This is a genomic window from Vibrio sp. 1249-1 (genome assembly GCF_033340495.1).
Map to the genome: position 1 here is coordinate 248,559 of NZ_JAWOWJ010000006.1, position 17,436 is coordinate 265,994.

Annotated in this window: 18 protein-coding genes; 15 read left to right on the forward strand and 3 right to left on the reverse strand. The window is 45.5% G+C overall.

The features are described from left to right. The first annotated feature begins 9 nt into the window (after positions 1–9). From R7Z50_RS13575 to R7Z50_RS13635, 13 genes are all read left to right on the forward strand, one after another. Positions 10–612 (forward strand): response regulator transcription factor, encoded by a 603-nt coding sequence (locus R7Z50_RS13575; RefSeq protein WP_318149127.1) that lies wholly within the window; start codon positions 10–12, stop codon positions 610–612. A 102-nt stretch (positions 613–714) separates the two neighbouring features. Beyond that, positions 715–1,113, forward strand: a complete 399-nt coding sequence (locus R7Z50_RS13580) for a hypothetical protein (RefSeq protein WP_206970733.1) — start codon at positions 715–717, stop codon at positions 1,111–1,113. A gap of 64 nt (positions 1,114–1,177) precedes the next feature. Then, the gene (locus tag R7Z50_RS13585; protein WP_206970732.1) at positions 1,178–3,289 is read left to right on the forward strand and encodes a protein-disulfide reductase DsbD family protein; all 2,112 of its coding nucleotides are present in this window, start codon (positions 1,178–1,180) and stop codon (positions 3,287–3,289) included. Then, on the forward strand, positions 3,286–3,801 hold the full coding sequence (locus tag R7Z50_RS13590) for a protein disulfide oxidoreductase (protein WP_213892491.1): 516 nt from the start codon (positions 3,286–3,288) through the stop codon (positions 3,799–3,801). The genes R7Z50_RS13585 and R7Z50_RS13590 overlap by 4 nt, the downstream gene beginning before the upstream one ends. A gap of 160 nt (positions 3,802–3,961) precedes the next feature. Then, positions 3,962–4,594 (forward strand): class I SAM-dependent DNA methyltransferase, encoded by a 633-nt coding sequence (locus tag R7Z50_RS13595; RefSeq protein WP_213892489.1) that lies wholly within the window; start codon positions 3,962–3,964, stop codon positions 4,592–4,594. A gap of 25 nt (positions 4,595–4,619) precedes the next feature. Further along, positions 4,620–5,375 carry a class I SAM-dependent methyltransferase gene (locus R7Z50_RS13600; RefSeq protein WP_054866271.1) on the forward strand — a complete coding sequence of 252 codons (756 nt, stop codon included), beginning with the start codon at positions 4,620–4,622 and terminating at the stop codon, positions 5,373–5,375. A gap of 19 nt (positions 5,376–5,394) precedes the next feature. After that, entirely contained in the window at positions 5,395–5,820 is a 426-nt protein-coding gene (locus R7Z50_RS13605) for a GNAT family N-acetyltransferase (protein WP_053349639.1), read from the forward strand. Positions 5,821–5,823: 3 nt separating this feature from the next. Then, the gene (locus R7Z50_RS13610) at positions 5,824–6,390 is read left to right on the forward strand and encodes a GNAT family N-acetyltransferase (protein WP_213892487.1); all 567 of its coding nucleotides are present in this window, start codon (positions 5,824–5,826) and stop codon (positions 6,388–6,390) included. A gap of 222 nt (positions 6,391–6,612) precedes the next feature. Beyond that, positions 6,613–7,746, forward strand: a complete 1,134-nt coding sequence (locus R7Z50_RS13615) for an efflux RND transporter periplasmic adaptor subunit (RefSeq protein ID WP_005385784.1) — start codon at positions 6,613–6,615, stop codon at positions 7,744–7,746. Next, the gene (locus R7Z50_RS13620; protein ID WP_054730519.1) at positions 7,739–9,010 is read left to right on the forward strand and encodes a TolC family protein; all 1,272 of its coding nucleotides are present in this window, start codon (positions 7,739–7,741) and stop codon (positions 9,008–9,010) included. Before R7Z50_RS13615 ends, R7Z50_RS13620 begins: the two co-directional genes overlap by 8 nt. Continuing rightward, positions 9,007–10,221 carry an ABC transporter permease gene (locus R7Z50_RS13625; RefSeq protein WP_222133037.1) on the forward strand — a complete coding sequence of 405 codons (1,215 nt, stop codon included), beginning with the start codon at positions 9,007–9,009 and terminating at the stop codon, positions 10,219–10,221. Before R7Z50_RS13620 ends, R7Z50_RS13625 begins: the two co-directional genes overlap by 4 nt. A gap of 2 nt (positions 10,222–10,223) precedes the next feature. Next, entirely contained in the window at positions 10,224–11,507 is a 1,284-nt protein-coding gene (locus R7Z50_RS13630; RefSeq protein ID WP_222133036.1) for an ABC transporter permease, read from the forward strand. Positions 11,508–11,529: 22 nt separating this feature from the next. Then, positions 11,530–12,234 carry an ABC transporter ATP-binding protein gene (locus R7Z50_RS13635; protein ID WP_170890532.1) on the forward strand — a complete coding sequence of 235 codons (705 nt, stop codon included), beginning with the start codon at positions 11,530–11,532 and terminating at the stop codon, positions 12,232–12,234. A 65-nt stretch (positions 12,235–12,299) separates the two neighbouring features. Here R7Z50_RS13635 and R7Z50_RS13640 read toward each other — a convergent pair whose 3' ends face one another. Together R7Z50_RS13640 and R7Z50_RS13645 are read right to left on the reverse strand one after the other, a co-directional pair. Beyond that, the gene (locus tag R7Z50_RS13640; RefSeq protein ID WP_053808877.1) at positions 12,300–12,983 is read right to left on the reverse strand and encodes a hypothetical protein; all 684 of its coding nucleotides are present in this window, start codon (positions 12,981–12,983) and stop codon (positions 12,300–12,302) included. 75 nt (positions 12,984–13,058) lie between these two features. Then, positions 13,059–13,976, reverse strand: a complete 918-nt coding sequence (locus R7Z50_RS13645; RefSeq protein WP_005376731.1) for a leukocidin family pore-forming toxin — start codon at positions 13,974–13,976, stop codon at positions 13,059–13,061. A 1,099-nt stretch (positions 13,977–15,075) separates the two neighbouring features. Here R7Z50_RS13645 and R7Z50_RS13650 point away from each other — a divergent pair. Next, on the forward strand, positions 15,076–16,050 hold the full coding sequence (locus tag R7Z50_RS13650; protein WP_005376733.1) for a DUF1852 domain-containing protein: 975 nt from the start codon (positions 15,076–15,078) through the stop codon (positions 16,048–16,050). 30 nt (positions 16,051–16,080) lie between these two features. Continuing rightward, the gene (locus R7Z50_RS13655; protein WP_047103352.1) at positions 16,081–17,109 is read left to right on the forward strand and encodes a methionine synthase; all 1,029 of its coding nucleotides are present in this window, start codon (positions 16,081–16,083) and stop codon (positions 17,107–17,109) included. Between the two features lie 141 nt (positions 17,110–17,250). On the opposite strand, the gene R7Z50_RS13660 is transcribed toward R7Z50_RS13655, so the two are convergent. Further along, positions 17,251–17,436 (reverse strand): hypothetical protein (locus tag R7Z50_RS13660; RefSeq protein WP_318149128.1); only part of this gene is annotated, 186 nt, incomplete at its 5' end.

The following is a 17,436-nucleotide window of genomic DNA, read 5'->3' on the forward strand; positions in this document are numbered from 1 at the left end:
GAGCACTCAATGAGCAGCGGTGAAAAGCAGCTACCTGTTTTTGTAGTCGATGATGATGAATCGGTGCGTGACTCGCTCGCTTTTATGTTGGAAGAGCATGACTTCAACGTGACGACTTTTGCTGATGGGCAATCTTTTCTCGATAAAGTGAACATTCATCAGGCCGGATGCGTGATCCTTGATAGTCGAATGCCCAACCTTCGTGGTCAGCAAGTGCACCAAATTTTAAATCAAGCCAACAGCCCGTTGGCCGCTATTTATCTGACAGGGCATGGTGATGTCCCGATGGCGGTCGATGCATTACAAGCTGGGGCGGTCAATTTCTTCCAAAAACCAGTCAAAGGCGATGAACTGGCACGAGCCATTTTGCAGGGACAGGCGCAGTCTGCCACAAACCTCGATATGGCAGCAGCAAAATCGGCTTATGAATCGCTCACACCTAGAGAAAAAGACATTTTACGTTTGATCATTGAAGGAAAGCGCAACATTCGTATTGCTGACGAACTTTGCATAGCAATGCGAACGGTTGAAGTACACCGAGCTAATCTATTGAAGAAGTTCTCGGCAAAAACCGTTGCAGAGTTGGCATATATTTATGGCAAGCTAGATTAAAGCTTACCGAGTGAAGCCTCTTAAGGCTATTTAGAGGATACAACTTGAGCTTTATGACGACTCGCGTATTATCTTCTTCGTTCTTACTTTATCTGAATTCTTATGAGTTTGTTGACTAAACGACATCACACGCCACATAAGCGGGCAAAATGGCTACTAGCGATTATTGGCTGGGTGGTGGTTGTGTGTCTGATGCAAAATTCAGGTTTTGCATCGTCATGCTCTATGAAATATGAGACGGAATCGCCCGCGGTTTCATTTGCTGATGAGCGTTCGAGCGTCAAGTCGATTGATACTAAAGAAACCAGCAAGTGCGAATTGTCTGAAAAGTTAATTCAGTTTTCTCAACATCAACTCGATGTATTTATTGTTGTTCTGTTTGTCGGTCTTTTTGCTTCGGCAATTTGGTTGTGCAGTGCCTATATTGGTGCGCAACATTGGACGGAACCGATAGGCCGTAAGTATCGAGTCCATCTGACTTTCTGTGTGTTCCGAGAATAAAAGCGTGCTTTCTGACCACTAGCGTCAGTTATTTAGCACCTTTGTCTTTTAACTAGGAATCACTATGAATCAAATTACTAAACTGACTCAGTTTGCGTTCATGTTTTTTATGACGCTTGCTTTGAGTTTGCTCTCTCTGAGTATTTCAGCTCAAACTACTGATACAGGTTGGCTAACCAACCCACAACATCCTCCAGTGCAAACGCGCTTTGTGCTCACTGGTCAACAAGATCCGCAAGCCAAAACACTTACAGGTTATTTGGATGTCAAGTTAACCGGAGACTGGAAAACTTACTGGCGTTCACCTGGTGAGGGCGGCGTAGCACCATCTATTGATTGGCAAAATTCACAAAATTTATCCAAAGTGGATTGGCAATGGCCGCACCCACAAAAATTCGAACTATTAGGTATCGAGACTCTTGGGTATAAAGGCGATACTTTGTTCCCCATGACGCTGCACGTCGAAGACATGTCCAGACCTGTCACGATTGATGCGGTACTGACACTTTCTTCTTGTACGACGATTTGTGTGCTGACCGACTATCAAATTCAATTGACGTTCTTGCCTTCTGATCTAACAGTCGATGAAGGCGTGATGTTCAGTTACGCTCAAGCAGTGAGTAACGTGCCGCAGCCATCGCCGTTTATTGATGTTACTCAGGCGAGTTGGGATGCGAACCAATCGAAACTACAAATCAAGCTACAGAACAGTCAGGGTTGGCAACAACCACAAGTGCTGGTGGATGGTGTCGATGAAGCAACGCGAGACTATAGCTTCAAGCTTGAAGGAATGCATCAAGAAGGAAACATCGTCACCGCGAGCTATATCGTTGATACTTGGCTGGGCGATGTGGAGTTAGATGGTCAGTCGCTGTTTGTGACCATCAAAGACACCAATTTACTAGCAGAAGAAACCACTCAAGCAACTGCTGAGGCAATAGTTGAACCGTTGCCGAGCACGTCTCTAACGAGTGTTTTTCTATTCGCGTTGCTCGGCGGTTTAATTCTTAACATTATGCCTTGCGTTCTTCCGGTTTTGGGGATGAAGCTAAGTAGTATTGTTGCCGCTCAAGGTATCGAGCGTCGTCAAATTCGCGCTCAGTTTGTTGCCTCGTCACTTGGTATATTAACGTCGTTCTGGATTCTCGCTAATTTTATTTTGGTGCTTAAGCTAACAGGTAATGCCATTGGCTGGGGCGTGCAATTTCAAAGCCCTTGGTTCTTAGGTTTGATGGTGTTGGTCACCACTTTGTTTGGGGCCAATATGCTGGGGCTGTTTGAAGTCCGTCTATCATCGGGTACCAATACATGGCTGGCCTCGAAAGGTGATAACTCCCTAGTTGGTCACTATGTTCAAGGTATGTTTGCCACATTGCTTGCGACGCCTTGCTCCGCGCCTTTTCTAGGAACGGCCGTGGCGTTTGCCTTGGGTGCCGATGTGGTTACGCTGTTTGCTATTTTCACCGCCTTAGCGTTGGGGATGGCGTTGCCTTGGATTATGGTGGCAATTTTCCCAAGTATTGCGCTTAAATTGCCGAAGCCGGGTCAGTGGATGAACGTGGTCAAAAACGTATTTGGTGTGATGATGTTGGCCACCAGCGTTTGGCTACTGTCTTTGATGGCCAATCACCTCCCAGTGTTTTGGGTCATTTTCGCCGGTTTAGTCGCGTTTATTGTTCTGATGATTCGCGTTAAACGTGTTCATGGCGATAAAGCACTCGTGCTATCCGGCTCTGCATCGCTTATCTTAATTGCTGGTGGCCTGTTACTTGGTAGTGTCACTGCCGACCAATGGGCGACACCGCTTCCTGAGGACTTAGCGTGGCAGAAGCTTTCTAACTCGGCGATTGAAGATCACGTCAATAATGGGCGAGTGGTGTTTGTGGATGTCACTGCGGATTGGTGTGTCACGTGTAAAGCGAACAAGATCGGTGTGCTCTGGCAAGATCCTGTCTACTCATTGCTGCAAAGCCCTAATGTAGCGACGTTAAAAGGGGATTGGACACATCCGGACGGCTCGGTAACTGACTTTTTACGAGCTCATGGGCGTTACGGTGTGCCGTTTAACATCGTCTATGGCCCGGCAGCGCGACAAGGTATCCCGTTACCTGTGATTCTGACTGATGATGTTGTTTTAAGCGCGGTGAAACAAGCGAGTGGAGGATCCATTCAATGAGTTCGACAAAGCAGCGTAGAACATTCCGATATTGGCTCGTTCAAATCGTACAGATGGTGCTCATTGTCACCGTCATTTCCATCGCGATGGATTGGTATCGCACCAAAGATATTCCTAAACAGGAGGCACCACCATTGAGCTCCGTATTGAGCGATGGTGAATATTTCGATGCAATCGCGCAAAGTTATGAACAACCTGTCGTTGTTTATTTTTGGGCGACTTGGTGTCCCGCTTGTAAATTTGTAAGCCCAAGCGTGAGCTGGCTGAGTGATGACTACACCGTAGTTGGCGTTTCTGGCTCGTCGGGACCGAATGAGCGTGTGGCGCAGTTTATGAGGGCAAAAGAATATCGTTTCGAAAACATAAACGATCCTTCAAGCGATATTATGCGCGAATGGAAAATTAGCGTGACCCCAACCATTTATGTTTTAAGAAATGGTGAAATTTCCTCCGTCACAACTGGCGTTACTACTCCGATAGGAATATTAACGAGAATTTGGTTAGCTCGATAACGCAATAAAAATCCGATATTCAAAATATAGAGTATCGGATTTTTTTGTTGTCCTAAACAACCAGTCGGTCACATTCCATAAAGGACTAGTTAACCAATAAGTGTCTAGATGCTTATTGCGTGTTACATTCGAGCATCGTTCTGGTTATCAGGAGGAAACGATGAACGTAGCAAAAATGTATGATGATGTGTCGGATCGCTATCAAAAGTTGGTGGATGGCAGTCACTACGTCGGTCCACGTTGGATTTCTGAGAAGTTAAAAACCTTTCCCATCGAGCAAGGCTCGGTTCTCGACCTAGCCTGTGCGACTGGCAGTATCGGCCATGTCGTAAAAAGTCACTATCCAGAACTCGCCATCCATGGCTTAGACATCTCGTCCAAAATGGTTAATAAAGCGCGCCAAACTAACCTCTATCACAGCGTCGCGGTTCATAACCTCGATGAGCCATTTTCCCCTTTGTTTGAGCAAACCTTCGACCTTATCACCGCACTTGGTTTTACTGAGTTTCTAGCAGAGCCTCAACAACTTTTGGAGTGTATTTCGCATAAGCTAACTGCGAATGGACGATGTTTTATCAGCTTTCAATACCACGATCCGGATGGACAAGATTTGCCTCGAAATACTTATAGTGGATCGGTCGTGCATAAGGCATATACCGAAAGTGAAGTTGAGCAACTCTGTCAGCAAGCGGGGTTGGAAGTGGTTTCACTAGAAAACGTGATTGGTTACGTATCTGGTGTTGGTTATGTGTGTCGATACTTGATGCTAGAGCTGAAAAAGTCACACCGCTGAAATAAGTAACAAACAAGGATTGTTTTTGAAAACACAAGATTTAACCGAGTTCGGGTCTGGAATTGAATACGATGCTCAATACGACCAGCATTACCATCACGACATTGCTTTCATCACAAGGTTAATCGAAGAAACCAATGCTCGAAGTGTATTGGATGTTTGTTGTGGTTCCGGTATTGTCACGATTCCAGTCTCTGAGCAACTCAACGAAGCCATTGGCATTGATATTTCTGAAGGGATGCTCAAACACGCAAAGGACAAAGCCAAAAGCAGGAGTAACTTGCGTTTTCTTCATCTCGACGCAACCCAGTTTTCGTTAGGTAAGAAGTTTGACCTAGCCATAATGACAGGGAATGCATTCCAAGCCTTTTTAAGTGACGAGATGCTAGCAGGTGCACTGAGCTCAATATCAAGACACCTCGAAAAAGGTGGGCGATTTGTTTTCGATACGCGGTTACCAACGCCAGAAAATCTAGAATTGGATCATGAGATGGCGCTGTGGCAAACCTATGTTTCTCCAACCTATGGTGAAGTGAATTATTTCGGTATGAAGGCCGAGTATGACTTGCAAACGTCCATCATGTATTTGAACAAAGAGCGCCATTTTGAAAGTGGAACGATTGAGCATTCCAGCATTGATTTAAAATATCGTCCGCTAGAAGACATAGAGGGTTTCCTTGAACAAGCGGGATTCAGAATCATAGAGAAGTACCAATCTTGGTCAGCGCAAGTATTTGAGGCGAATGCCAACTCGCTTGTCTGTGTGGCTGAGAAAATATAAATCAATGTTGAGGGATACAATGCAAGGATTTCGAATTACTATGTCGTTAGATGACATGGATTTAGACGTTATCTACCAGTTCATTTCAAACAGTTATTGGGGAAAGGGTATTCCAAGAGAACGCTTTGAGAAGTCATTGCGCCATTCGTTCTGTTTCGCGGTTTTGGATGATGAAAATCAACTCGTTGCTTTTGCTCGGTTAATTACCGATCGTACCACGTTTGCGTACCTTGCCGATGTGTTTGTTGTGGAGGTACACCGTGGTAAAGGCATCAGTAAGTTGTTGATATCAGAAATTGTTGCTCATCCAGAACTACAAGGCTTACGCCGTATGATGCTTGCAACCCGCGATGCTCATGGGTTGTACGAACAGTTTGGGTTCACTCCTATTGCTCCAGTAGAAAACTTCATGCAAATCTGGAAACCGAATGTTTATCAGAGCTAAATCATGATGAGAGTTGAATCTCAACAAGTGGCAATCAGATACCTCAAAACAACAGACGCTGCTCCCCTGTTTGAAAACTATTTAGGCGATGAGAAAGCATGCCGCTTCCTCAATCGCCAAGTCCACCAAAATGTTAATCAAACCCTTGAAGCTATCGAAAGATGGCGTGCTCAATATGATCAAAAGTCTCCCAATCTATTAGTCTTCGCTATTGAAGAACTCACTTCTCAAACTCCTGTTGGTTGTCTGGTGCTGATACCTGAGCAAGACAGCAGTGAAATCCATTTTGGTATTTCTGCTCGCTATCGGGGAAAAGGCTATGCAACCCAAGCCTGCAAACTTGGCGTTGTCTACCTGCAAAGCTTGGGTATAACGCGCATTCGCACCGCCCCGCATATTGGCAACCACGCGAGTATCCGTGTGTTGGAGAAATGCGGCTTTATCAGCCAAGGCATTTTAAAAGCGCATGCAGTTTTTCCTGCTCTAGGACGTGAGGCGCAAGACTGTATGGATATGCGATTGGAGGATATCGAACAGCGCCATTTTGCACATTGTTCAGAATTAAATTGATAGCGGTTGAAACGAGCGGTTACAGAGCTTGTCAGTAGCCATCGTAGACAGCGCCTTTGCTGAATGATTCCTCGAGATTTTTTTAGTCTTTGATTGTCAGAGGCGACTGACAAAACCATACCAACTGTGACAACCATACCGCTATTAAAGCAGGATATTATTCCTTCAACTTTGTGTTTTAGGAGTAGTCATTAGACTACCCAATAATTGTTGGAATAAATAATGACGAAACGTTGGCTTGTCTCCGCTGTGAGCATTGCGCTGCTCGGCGGTGGTACGTATTTCTATCTCCAATCTGCCGCTCAACCAGAATTGCTGCCTACATTGATTGTGGAAAAAGGCACGATTGAAAAACAAGCGGTGGCTGTTGGTAAAATTGTCCCTGCACACTCCGTGTCTATCAAGTCACAAATCGACGGTATCGTTGGTGAAATTTATGCGAAAGTTGGTGAAAAGGTGAAGCAAGGCCAGCCGCTGATCAAAGTGCGTCCAAACCCAACCCCCCAAGCATTAACGGATGCATCGGCAGAACTCATGCGTAGTGAAGCCGATCTGGAATCCGCCAAACAAAAACTGTCCAACTTAGAAAGCTTGGTCAAGCAGGACATTATTCCAAGTAACTACGACGAATACGTAAGTGCGCGCTCGGCAGTCAAATCTGCGCAAGCGGACGTATTGCAAAAGCGCCAGAATCTCGAACTCATCCGCAGTGGTGAGGCGTCTATCGGTGATGCGCGTTTAACGTCGACGATCTACGCGCCAATTGATGGCACGGTACTCAACCAGAAAGTTGAGGTCGGAGAGCCGATCATCTCGACTCAATCAAGCCAAGCCGCGACTGAAATGATGTCATTGGCCGACATGAACAGTCTGATTTTTAAAGGTAGCGTCAGTGAGCATGATGCTGCGCAGTTGTCTCCGGGAATGCCCGTTATGTTGACGGTTGCGCCTTATCCTGATGTGGCGATTTCTGGTGTGCTAACCAAAGTGGCGATTCAATCTGAGAACCTTAACTCACCAGAAGGCAACGCTTCGGCTAAAAGTTTTGATAACGGTTTTGAGGTTGAAGTGGGAGAACTCAAGATCCCACAAGATGTGTTGCTTCGTTCTGGTTTTTCATCGACGGCTCAAATCATTCTGAAGACTTCTGAAAACGTGCTCACGCTACCGGAGCGCGCTCTGCAATTTGATGGTGACGCACCGAATGTTCTGATCCCCGACAGCTCAGAACAAGGGTTTCATAAACAACCTGTGAAACTCGGTCTGTCAGATGGCATCAATGTCGAAGTGCTTGACGGCGTGGAGCTTGATGAAGAGGTTATCGACAACAGTATGATGGGAGCGGCGCATGGTTAAGCTGCAACGATCAACAATCGCCTTTGCATTGTTGGCTGCCACGCTCAGTTTGCCGACCTACGCAATTTCTATTGAACAAGCTTGGCAACAAGCAAAGCAGAACGATCCAAATTACGAAAAAGCGAAAATCGGCGTCCAGCTTGGCGAGGTTGGCGTACAGAGTAGCCGCAGTGCGTTATTGCCGGGTTTAAGTGCCAGTGCGTCAGCGGATTGGAATGAGTCCTCAAGCCATTCCAACAGTTACGGCGCTACCTTATCTCAAACTATTTGGGATAGCAGCTTGTGGTCGGAACTGGATCAAGCGAATGCCAATTATCTTAAAGCACAGTTAGAGCTATCTCAATCACATAACGAGCTTGCGCAGAAGTTGCTCACCGCTTACCTAGATGTGGCAAGCGCACAGGGCGACCTCAAATTGGCACAGTCCAAGCTGGAGGAGGGGAAAGAACTTCTCAACATCATTGAGAAACGCTATCGAGCAGGCAAAGTGAAGTCGGTTGATGTTGAAGAGATGCGAGCGAATCAAGTCTCTGAGCAAGCAAGTATCCTCAATGCAAAAGCCGATCTCGAAGTGAAAAAAGCAGAGCTTGCGGCGTTAATCAATCAAATGCCGGAGAGTGTCGACCAAATTCGAACGGATTCTCTAATTCAGCCGCCGATGCTGGTGGACTCTCTGGATCAATGGCTAAAGCTGGCGAAAGACAGCAGTCCAGAGCTGTTGGTAGCGGCGCAGATGGTGAAAGCGAGCGAGTTCGCGAAAGATTCAGCTAAAGGTGGATACTACCCGACCGTCAAAGGCAGTGTGGGCTACAGCGATGGTGACAATCGTTCAAACGGCGAGTTTAACGCTGGGATTAGTTTGAGTTTGCCGATTGACCTCAATGGTGCAGTGCGAGCGAGAGTGGACGAAGCATCGTTGAACATTTTAAACGCCAAGCAAGATATGCGTAGAGTGGAAATTGATATTCAGAAACGAGTTATTCAGCAGTTTACGCAGGTCGATATCAACTGGAATCAAGTTTTGATAGCGAACGAGCTGGTTGAGTCGCGCGCCAGAGTGTTGCAAAGCAAAGAGAAACTTTACGACGCTGGTCTGCTTGAAGTGTCGGAAGTTATCAGTGCACACAACAGCTTGTTTGAGGCGAAAAACAGTCTGCAAACCAACTTGTACAGCTATTGGCGTAAGAGAATCGGCTTACTGCAAACCGCAGGGAAACTCGATGACGATACCATGGCGTTGATCTCTCGGGCTTTTCATTCATGAGCAGCCTGTTGCAGCAAACTTGGCAAACGTTGATGGCGCACCGCATGAAAAGCGTGCTAGCCATTATCGCGATTGCTTGGGGCGTGATCTCTGTGGTGGTGTTAATCGCACTTGGCGAAGGCTTTTATCGCCATCAGACCCAGTCGTTTTCATTTATGATTAACAATGTGCAAGTGGTGTTTCCGTCGAGTACCAGTAAACCGTGGCAAGGGTTACCTTCAAGACGCCAAATTGATATACCACAAGAAAAAGTCGACATGATCAAACAGTCGGGCTTCGTGCAACAGGCGTCGAGCGTTTACGCCAAATGGGATGCGAATATCACCAGTCTCAAAGGACAGAACTTATCGAGTACGGTCAGCGGTATTGATATGTCTTACTTTCCTTTAATGCAACGCAAGCTGCAATCCGGTTCGAGAAACCTGTCACCAAGTGATATGGACAACCACACTCGCGTGGCGGTGTTAGGCGACCAAATTGCGCAAATGGGCGGAATCCAAATCGGGGATAGGCTCAAAGTTAACGGCATTCCGTTTTTGGTGATTGGGATAACCGTCGGTGAGGACACTGGCATTTCATTCGGCGATAGCCGCACGGTTTTCATTCCTCAAACAACGTACCGCGATTTGTGGGATGCGAAACCTTGGATGGTATTGATGAAGCCGAGAGACGGGATGGATGCACCGTCGTTTCGACAAAATATCGTGAACTTTTTCGCCAAGCAGCTTCATTTTGACCCAAGTGATAAAGATGCGGTCGAATTACCCGATTTTAGTGAAGGTGCGGCGGTCATCAGTGGAATTTTGCGTGGCATTCAGATTTTTCTCGGAGCGAGTGGCGCGATGACCATGGCGGTCGGTGCGCTTGGCGTTGCCAACATCATGTTTTTATCTGTCACGGAGCGCACGCGTGAAATCGGTGTGCGTTTGGCGATCGGGGCGACTCAAAAATCCATACTCAGTCAGTTTATTCTTGAAGGGCTTATTTTGGTAGCTGTGGGCACGGCATTAGGTCTGATGTTTTCGTATGCCGTGGTGTCTGTCCTAAGCAGCATGGCATTACCGGAATGGATTGGTTTACCTGTGATCACGCCAGATTCCATTGCTTGGTCTTTACTTGTGACGCTTATCTTGGCATTGATGGCATCGTATTTCCCAGCAAGGCGAGCATCGCGTCTCACGCCAGTCATTGCTTTGAGTGCGAGGGCCTAGTCATGTTGTTACCGATGAGACAAATTTTCCAAGAAATGGCCGCAGAAAAGCTGAGATTGGGTTTGACCATTCTGGCTGTAGCGTGGGCGACCCTCTGTATCGCTGCTATGTTGGCGGTAGGTGAGGGCATTCGTCAGGGGGTATTGAAAACCGCACAAAATGGTAACGGCAACTTGATTTATTTGACCGGAGGGATGGCCACCGTCGACCACGGTGCTTTTCACCAAGGTAAGTTTCTGACGTTAAAAATGGACGATTCAGAGATCGTTCGAGCATTACCCGATGTAAAAAGCGTTGCGCCAACTGCGAAGTGGAAAGAGCGCATCACCGTTGGTGACAGAAGCTCATGGCAAGAGCCGTTAGCAGTCACGAGCGAGTTTCAATCCATGACCAATTTGGTGCCGATGGCGGGGGGACGATGGTTAAATCCACTCGATCAAAAAGAGACGCGCAAAGTCGTTGTACTGGGTTATGAACTGGCAGCCGACTTATTCAACCCGAATGAGGACTTTAGTTGGTTTGCGACAGTCACATTGCAAGTCAACCCTGTGGGGCAAAAGGTAAAAATCGGCAATGAGCAGTTCACCGTTGTGGGCGTATTGGAGAAAAACAGCGCCCAAATAGAACTGGGGGATCTTATCAACTATTCCAGCTTTGTGCCGTTAGCGACGTGGAAGCGATTTCATGTCAACGGTGAAATTGGTGGCATCAATGTGCAACCACAAGCCGATGTAGACCGAGAAGCCTTAGCAAAGACGATCAGGCAAGTGATTGCCCGTAAGCACGGGGCAAGTGTCAGTGATGAACAGGTCGTCCAAGTCGATGATATGTTCCTTAAACAAAAGAGTATGCAGCAGTTTCTGATAGGTTTGCAGAGTTTTCTTGGCATTATCGGCTTCGTGACGTTAGCTGTTGCTGGCGTTGGCATCGCCAATGTGATGTATGCCACCGTAAAGCGATCTACGCGTGATATCGGCGTGCGCATGGCGGTCGGTGCAACCCCAACGGCCATTCGCATGCACTATTTAGTGCAGTCTTTATTGACAATGATGATGGGGGGCGCGCTTGGCTTAGGCGTGACGTACGCGCTGGTGTCTGCCATCAGTTCCATTCCTTTAGAGGGCAATGCCTTTTATGAACAACTGGGTAAACCTGTCCCTGAGTTGTCGTGGGTCGTTGTCGCGATTGTCATCCTCACCTTAGTGATAATTGGTGTGGCATCTGCATGGTTACCTGCAAACCGAGCCGCAAAAGTCAGCCCATTGGAGGCGCTACAAAGTGAATAACAACAATAACTCTGGAGAGAACATGTCGAACCAGCCGCTTGTTGAGCTAACCAACATCTGCAAATACTACTCAAGCGGAGAGGCGGAAGTACGTGCGCTCGACGGCGTAGACTTAACCATCAATCAAGGTGAGTTTCTTTCTATTCTTGGCCCGTCTGGCTCGGGTAAATCAACGCTAATGAACATGCTCGGCTGTTTAGATAAGCCCACCGATGGCGAGTACCAACTTGGCGGCCAAAACGTAGCAAGTTTAAGTGCGAATGAGTTGGCTGGCATTCGTAACCAAAAGATCGGGTTTGTCTTCCAAAGCTTTAACTTATTGGAATACGCGACGGCGCTTGATAACGTGGCACTGCCGTTGGTTTACTCTGGCATCAAAGCCAAAGAACGTCGCCAGCGCGCAGCTAAATTGCTAGAGCAAGTCGGGCTAGGGGATCGTTTAGACCATAAACCAAACCAGCTTTCTGGTGGTCAAAAGCAGAGAGTTGCTATCGCCAGAGCCTTGGTCAACGATCCGCAAATCATCTTAGCAGATGAACCAACGGGTGCATTGGATTCAAAATCCGGCGCAGAGATTGAAGCCTTGTTCAACCAACTCCACGCCGAAGGTAGAACGCTGATCATCGTGACGCACGATAACGCTCTGGCAGAGCGCACTAAACGCATCATCACCATCAAAGACGGCAAGGTGATTTCGGATAGGGTGCCGGTAAGTAGGGAGAAATGAGCTTTTCTTAATTGAGAACTGAGTTTTAAGGGAAATAGCGATACAGAGGCTATCTCCCTTTACTTTTATTCGCGATGTTCGTTTTGTCTCTCTTTTATCAAGTCATGCTTTTGTTCTTTAAGTAGAGTGATTGCGAGCTTAGTGTCCTCAATCAATTTACTGTTATCGTTGAGATCTTTGCTCTTCAAAGGCAAAACTAGATAATGAATGCTGCCATCTGCATTCTGTACTCCGGTAGCGATGATGACATCACCTTCAGACGCCGTACCAAAATACTCTGATACGACTTTGGTTTCGCTGACACCGTAGCTATCCAAATAGGATGACTCCGTATTGTCAAACAAGATAGGAACCCCTTGCTTAGCTAATGTTCGCAATTGTTTTTGCTTTTGCTCGTCGAATGGATAGTCGGTCGTACTGATGTAACTTACCTGTTCAGCTTCAATAAAATCGTACAGTTCATTGCTCAGTTCATTTAATGGGGCAGATATCCAAGGTGTAGCTGGAATGACGTCGGAAGTATCATCATTGCCACTTTGTGGTGTTGGAGTGGTAACCACCTTTTGAGCAGCATCGCTCTCAGGAGGCGTTACACTTATTGTAGCAGCGTCTTCTGTCTTGATTTGCTCGTCAAGGCTTGCAACAGGTTCGGTCTGGGCATTCTTGTTATTTGAATTAATCAGAAATATGGCGAGTACTGCACCAAGTGCTAGCACCGATCCAGTCAAGAGTTTTTTGTTACTTGTCATGTGTCATGTCTTACCGTTTATTTCATTAGTAAATACGGCGGCCACTTATTTATTCCGTGGCCGCAGGCTAATAAGTTAGTGGTAGAGATCGTCATTCCAAGAGATAGTTACGGCTCGGCTAGTCTCTGTCCATTGACTGCTATCACGATTTTTCTTCCAGGTATTTTCTGGAGTGGTATACCAGCTACACCAGTCGCGACCAAAGTAGTAATTGGTTTTTCGCCAACCAGCAACCAGCTTGACCTCTGATGTATCTAGGCCATCTTGAATGTCATTTTTTCTATATACGACGCCGACTTGTGGTTTAAAATCTGAACGCATAACGACAGGTAACTCATTGTAATCAATCAAATTACCCATGTCACAACTGGTCCAACGATACAATAACCAGTCTTTAGCTGGCGTATTATGGCGGATAGTCTTGTTTTCAATTAACCAATTAATGCTTTCGTTAGCTTGGTTAAAATCGGCAACCGTTTGAAACTCTGGCTGGTCGTACGTTACACGGTTGCTCCAGGAGATTCCCCCACTAATATTTGGAGAAGTAGAAGCACTGAATCCAAGGTTAAAATCTAGCGACTCACTGACAGATGCCGTTGCAATGGTGTTTTCTGGAGCATGGCTCATGTGGCGTAAAGGGGCGCCATTTAAATAGCTCAGTGCCAGCTTAAAAGCCGTTGGAACGGTGTAACGGTAATCTCCCCCAGTGGCAAAACCATAGATTTGTTCTTTGTTTGGAACATTAGTCATGTCGAAGCCAGAACCGCCATTTAGGATCAACTTGGCTTCTTTAGCGCCATTTGGTAGCAAAGATTGGTTCCAGACATTTTCTAAAGAATAAATTAAGCGGATTTTTTTCGAGCGTGCATCACCATCATCAAGCTGAAGCAATGTCGAAGTGTAAGATTTCAATGTATCTTCAGCATGTGCTGGTGCTAAAGAACCAAGTAAAGCGAGTGCGATAATACTCGCGGAAAGATGCTGTTTTTCCATTATTTTTTCCTATTAGTCAGCCCATAAAGACTTTTGTTTTAAACCATCTTGATGGGCACTTTATAATTATGGACAGGTTATAAATTCAAGCTCAATAAATGAGCGGTGAAATAGTGCATCTTGTTTTTTATTAAAAAAAGAAAAAGGATAGATTCGTGGGATTAATGTCTCATAGTTTTTAAATTCACCACTCAACTATAATAAATAAGAATTTGGTTATTAAGTCTTGTCTTTTTAAGTTATTGCTTAATTTTAATTTTCTAATGTTTTGTTGAGATTTTCTATTGATAAAAGTGAATTTTATAAATGTTAGCCATGTTATTTTTAGGTTTTTTGTTATACCAAATTAAGTAAAGTATCGTTATGTGGTTATCTCGGGTTTATGGGTTTAATTCAAATTAAAACAGTGGTTTATGTTTTTTGTTATTATTTTTTTAGAGCTTAATGTAATAGTTTAGTGATAAAGTCCGTCAATGAAGTTGCCATGTTCGTGTATGAAGTTATATGTGCTTTTACAGCAGGAAATTAAACTTTACGTTTAAGATGGTAAAGATAGAAAAAGAAATAAATAAGATTATTAAATAATCATGTTTCGAGAATATAAAATGTAACGTACTTCTAATTAAACGAATGCTTGAATAAACGATGGAGTGTGAAAAGTGCTATTTAAGTTACGCTGTCCTATATTCCAGTTGGTGCCTTGTTCATACAATGCGTTTTCTCGGCTTAAACTGGTTTACGTACTGCTAATCTCTTATCCGTTTCTTAATTACACATATTGGCAATATGCTCGCCAAGTTACGTGTATTGGTGTCAATGAAAAACAGTATCTACGATAGCTCTCTCAGGGTTGGAACTGCCACTATGAATTTCCTTCATGTTCAATGTGAAACAATACCAATATTACTCAACTCGTGAAGCAAGTATAAAAAAAGGACTGCTCTGGTGTTAGGCACTGCGACGGTCGTTTTTTGTACGAACCGTTCGTCGTAAGTGCTGTGCAACCTAACGATTGGGAAAACCAAAAAACAAAAAATGTCCCCATGCACAGAGTTAGGAAAAGTCTGCTTTATCTAAGGAAATAGGATACCAACTCACGATGAATAACGATTTCACATTTGCTATCAAAAGCATTCGCTTTGATGAGAATTACCAACCATCAGACAACACGCGAATCACTACCAACTTTGCTAATCTGGCTCGCGGAAACTACCGCCGAGAGAATCTGCGCAATGCGCTCCGAATGATCGATAATCGTTTTAATGCGTTGGCATATTGGGATAACGCGCAAGGTGACCGCTACTCAGTTGAACTTGAAATCATCTCTGTTGATATGGATATCCAAGGTAGTGGAGAAGCATTCCCATCGATTGAAGTGCTCAAAACTAACATTGTTGATCACAACACTAACGAGCGCATCGAAGGCATTGTGGGCAATAACTTCTCTTCATACGTTCGTGATTACGACTTTAGCGTTTTGCTGTTGGACCACAACAAAAACCAGCCACAGTTCAGCATCCCAGCGAACTTCGGTGACTTGCATGGCAAACTGTTCAAAGCTTTCGTTAATTCTGAGTCTTACAAACAGCATTTCAAAAAGCTGCCAGTGATTTGTCTGAGCGTATCGGACAACAAGGTATATCGACGCACCGAAAACCAACATCCTGTTTTGGGCTTTGAATATCAGCCGAACGAATCTTCGTTGACGGAGCAGTACTTCAAAAAGATGGGCTTACAGGTGCGCTACTTTATGCCGCCAAACAGTGTTGCACCATTGGCATTCTACTTCTTCGGTGACTTGTTGAACGATTATTCAAACCTAGAGCTTATCAGTACGATTAGCACGATGGAGACATTCCAGAAGATTTACCGACCTGAGATTTACAATGCCAACGCGGTTGCCGGTAATTGCTACCAGCCAAACTTAAAAAACCTAGACCACTCGCTAACTCAAATCGTTTACGACCGAGAAGAGCGCAGCCAACTGGCGATTGAACAAGGGAAATTTGCCGAGGAGCATTTCATCAAACCTTATCAATCTGTGCTTGAACAATGGTCTGCAAGCTGCGCGTAATCGATAACGAGAATCTAGAAAGGAATGACGATGAAAACACTATTACCGACTTCAACGGCTGGCAGCTTACCGAAACCTTCTTGGTTGGCCGAACCAGAAAAACTTTGGTCACCGTGGAAACTGCAAGGTGAAGAACTGATTGATGGCAAACGCGATGCGCTACGTGTCGCTTTGCAAGAACAAGAACTGGCAGGCGTTGATATCGTCAGTGATGGCGAGCAAACTCGGCAACATTTTGTGACGACCTTTATTGAGCATTTAAGCGGCGTAGATTTTGAAAACCGCAAAACGGTGACCATTCGCAACCGTTATGAAGCAAGTGTTCCGACTGTGGTTGGCCCAGTAAGCCGCACAAAGCCCGTGTTTGTTGAAGATGCCAAGTTCTTGCGTCAGCAAACTAAGCAACCTATCAAGTGGGCGCTGCCAGGCCCTATGACGATGATCGACACACTTTATGATGATCATTACGGTAGCCGTGAAAAGCTGGCTTGGGAATTTGCAAAGATCCTCAACCAAGAAGCGAAAGAGCTTGAAGCGGCAGGTGTCGATATCATTCAATTCGATGAACCTGCGTTCAATGTGTTCTTCGATGATGTGAACGAGTGGGGCATTGCATGTTTAGAGCGTGCGATTGAAGGGCTGAAATGTGAAACGGCGGTGCATATCTGCTATGGCTACGGCATCAAAGCGAACACAGATTGGAAGCAAACGCTAGGCACTGAATGGCGACAATATGAAGAAGTATTCCCTAAATTGCAGCAGTCAAATATCGATATTATCTCGCTTGAGTGTCATAACTCACGAGTGCCTATTGAGTTACTTGAGTTGATTCGCGGTAAGAAGGTGATGGTTGGTGCGATTGACGTCGCTACCAACGAAATTGAAACGCCACAAGAAGTAGCGAACACATTGCGAGAGGCGTTGAAGTACGTTGATGCCGACAAGCTTTACCCATGTACCAACTGCGGTATGGCGCCTTTGTCTCGTGAAGTATCGACCGCTAAGCTCAATGCGTTAAGTGCGGGTGCGGAGATCATTCGTAAAGAGTTGGTGGGTTGATATTAATACTTAGGCTCCGCACCATGAACTAAAGTTAGAGTCATTCTAGCGAGTTTAAATGAGACTAGGAATCGGTTTACTGCTCGCTAGGAAATAGCGATAACTTCCGCACTTCAAAGCTCTCGGTGGGGAGCTCCTGAATCACGCTCGTCCCTCGCTGTTCAGGATGACGGATGTTGGAAGATATATTGCTCGCCACAACCCTAGGTATTGGAGCAGCTTCAAGATAGGGTCTTTCCGGCGAGTTAAAACGAGACTAGGAATCGGGTTACAGCTCGCTAGGAAATGACGATAACTTTCGCACTTCAAAGCACTCGGTGGGTAGAT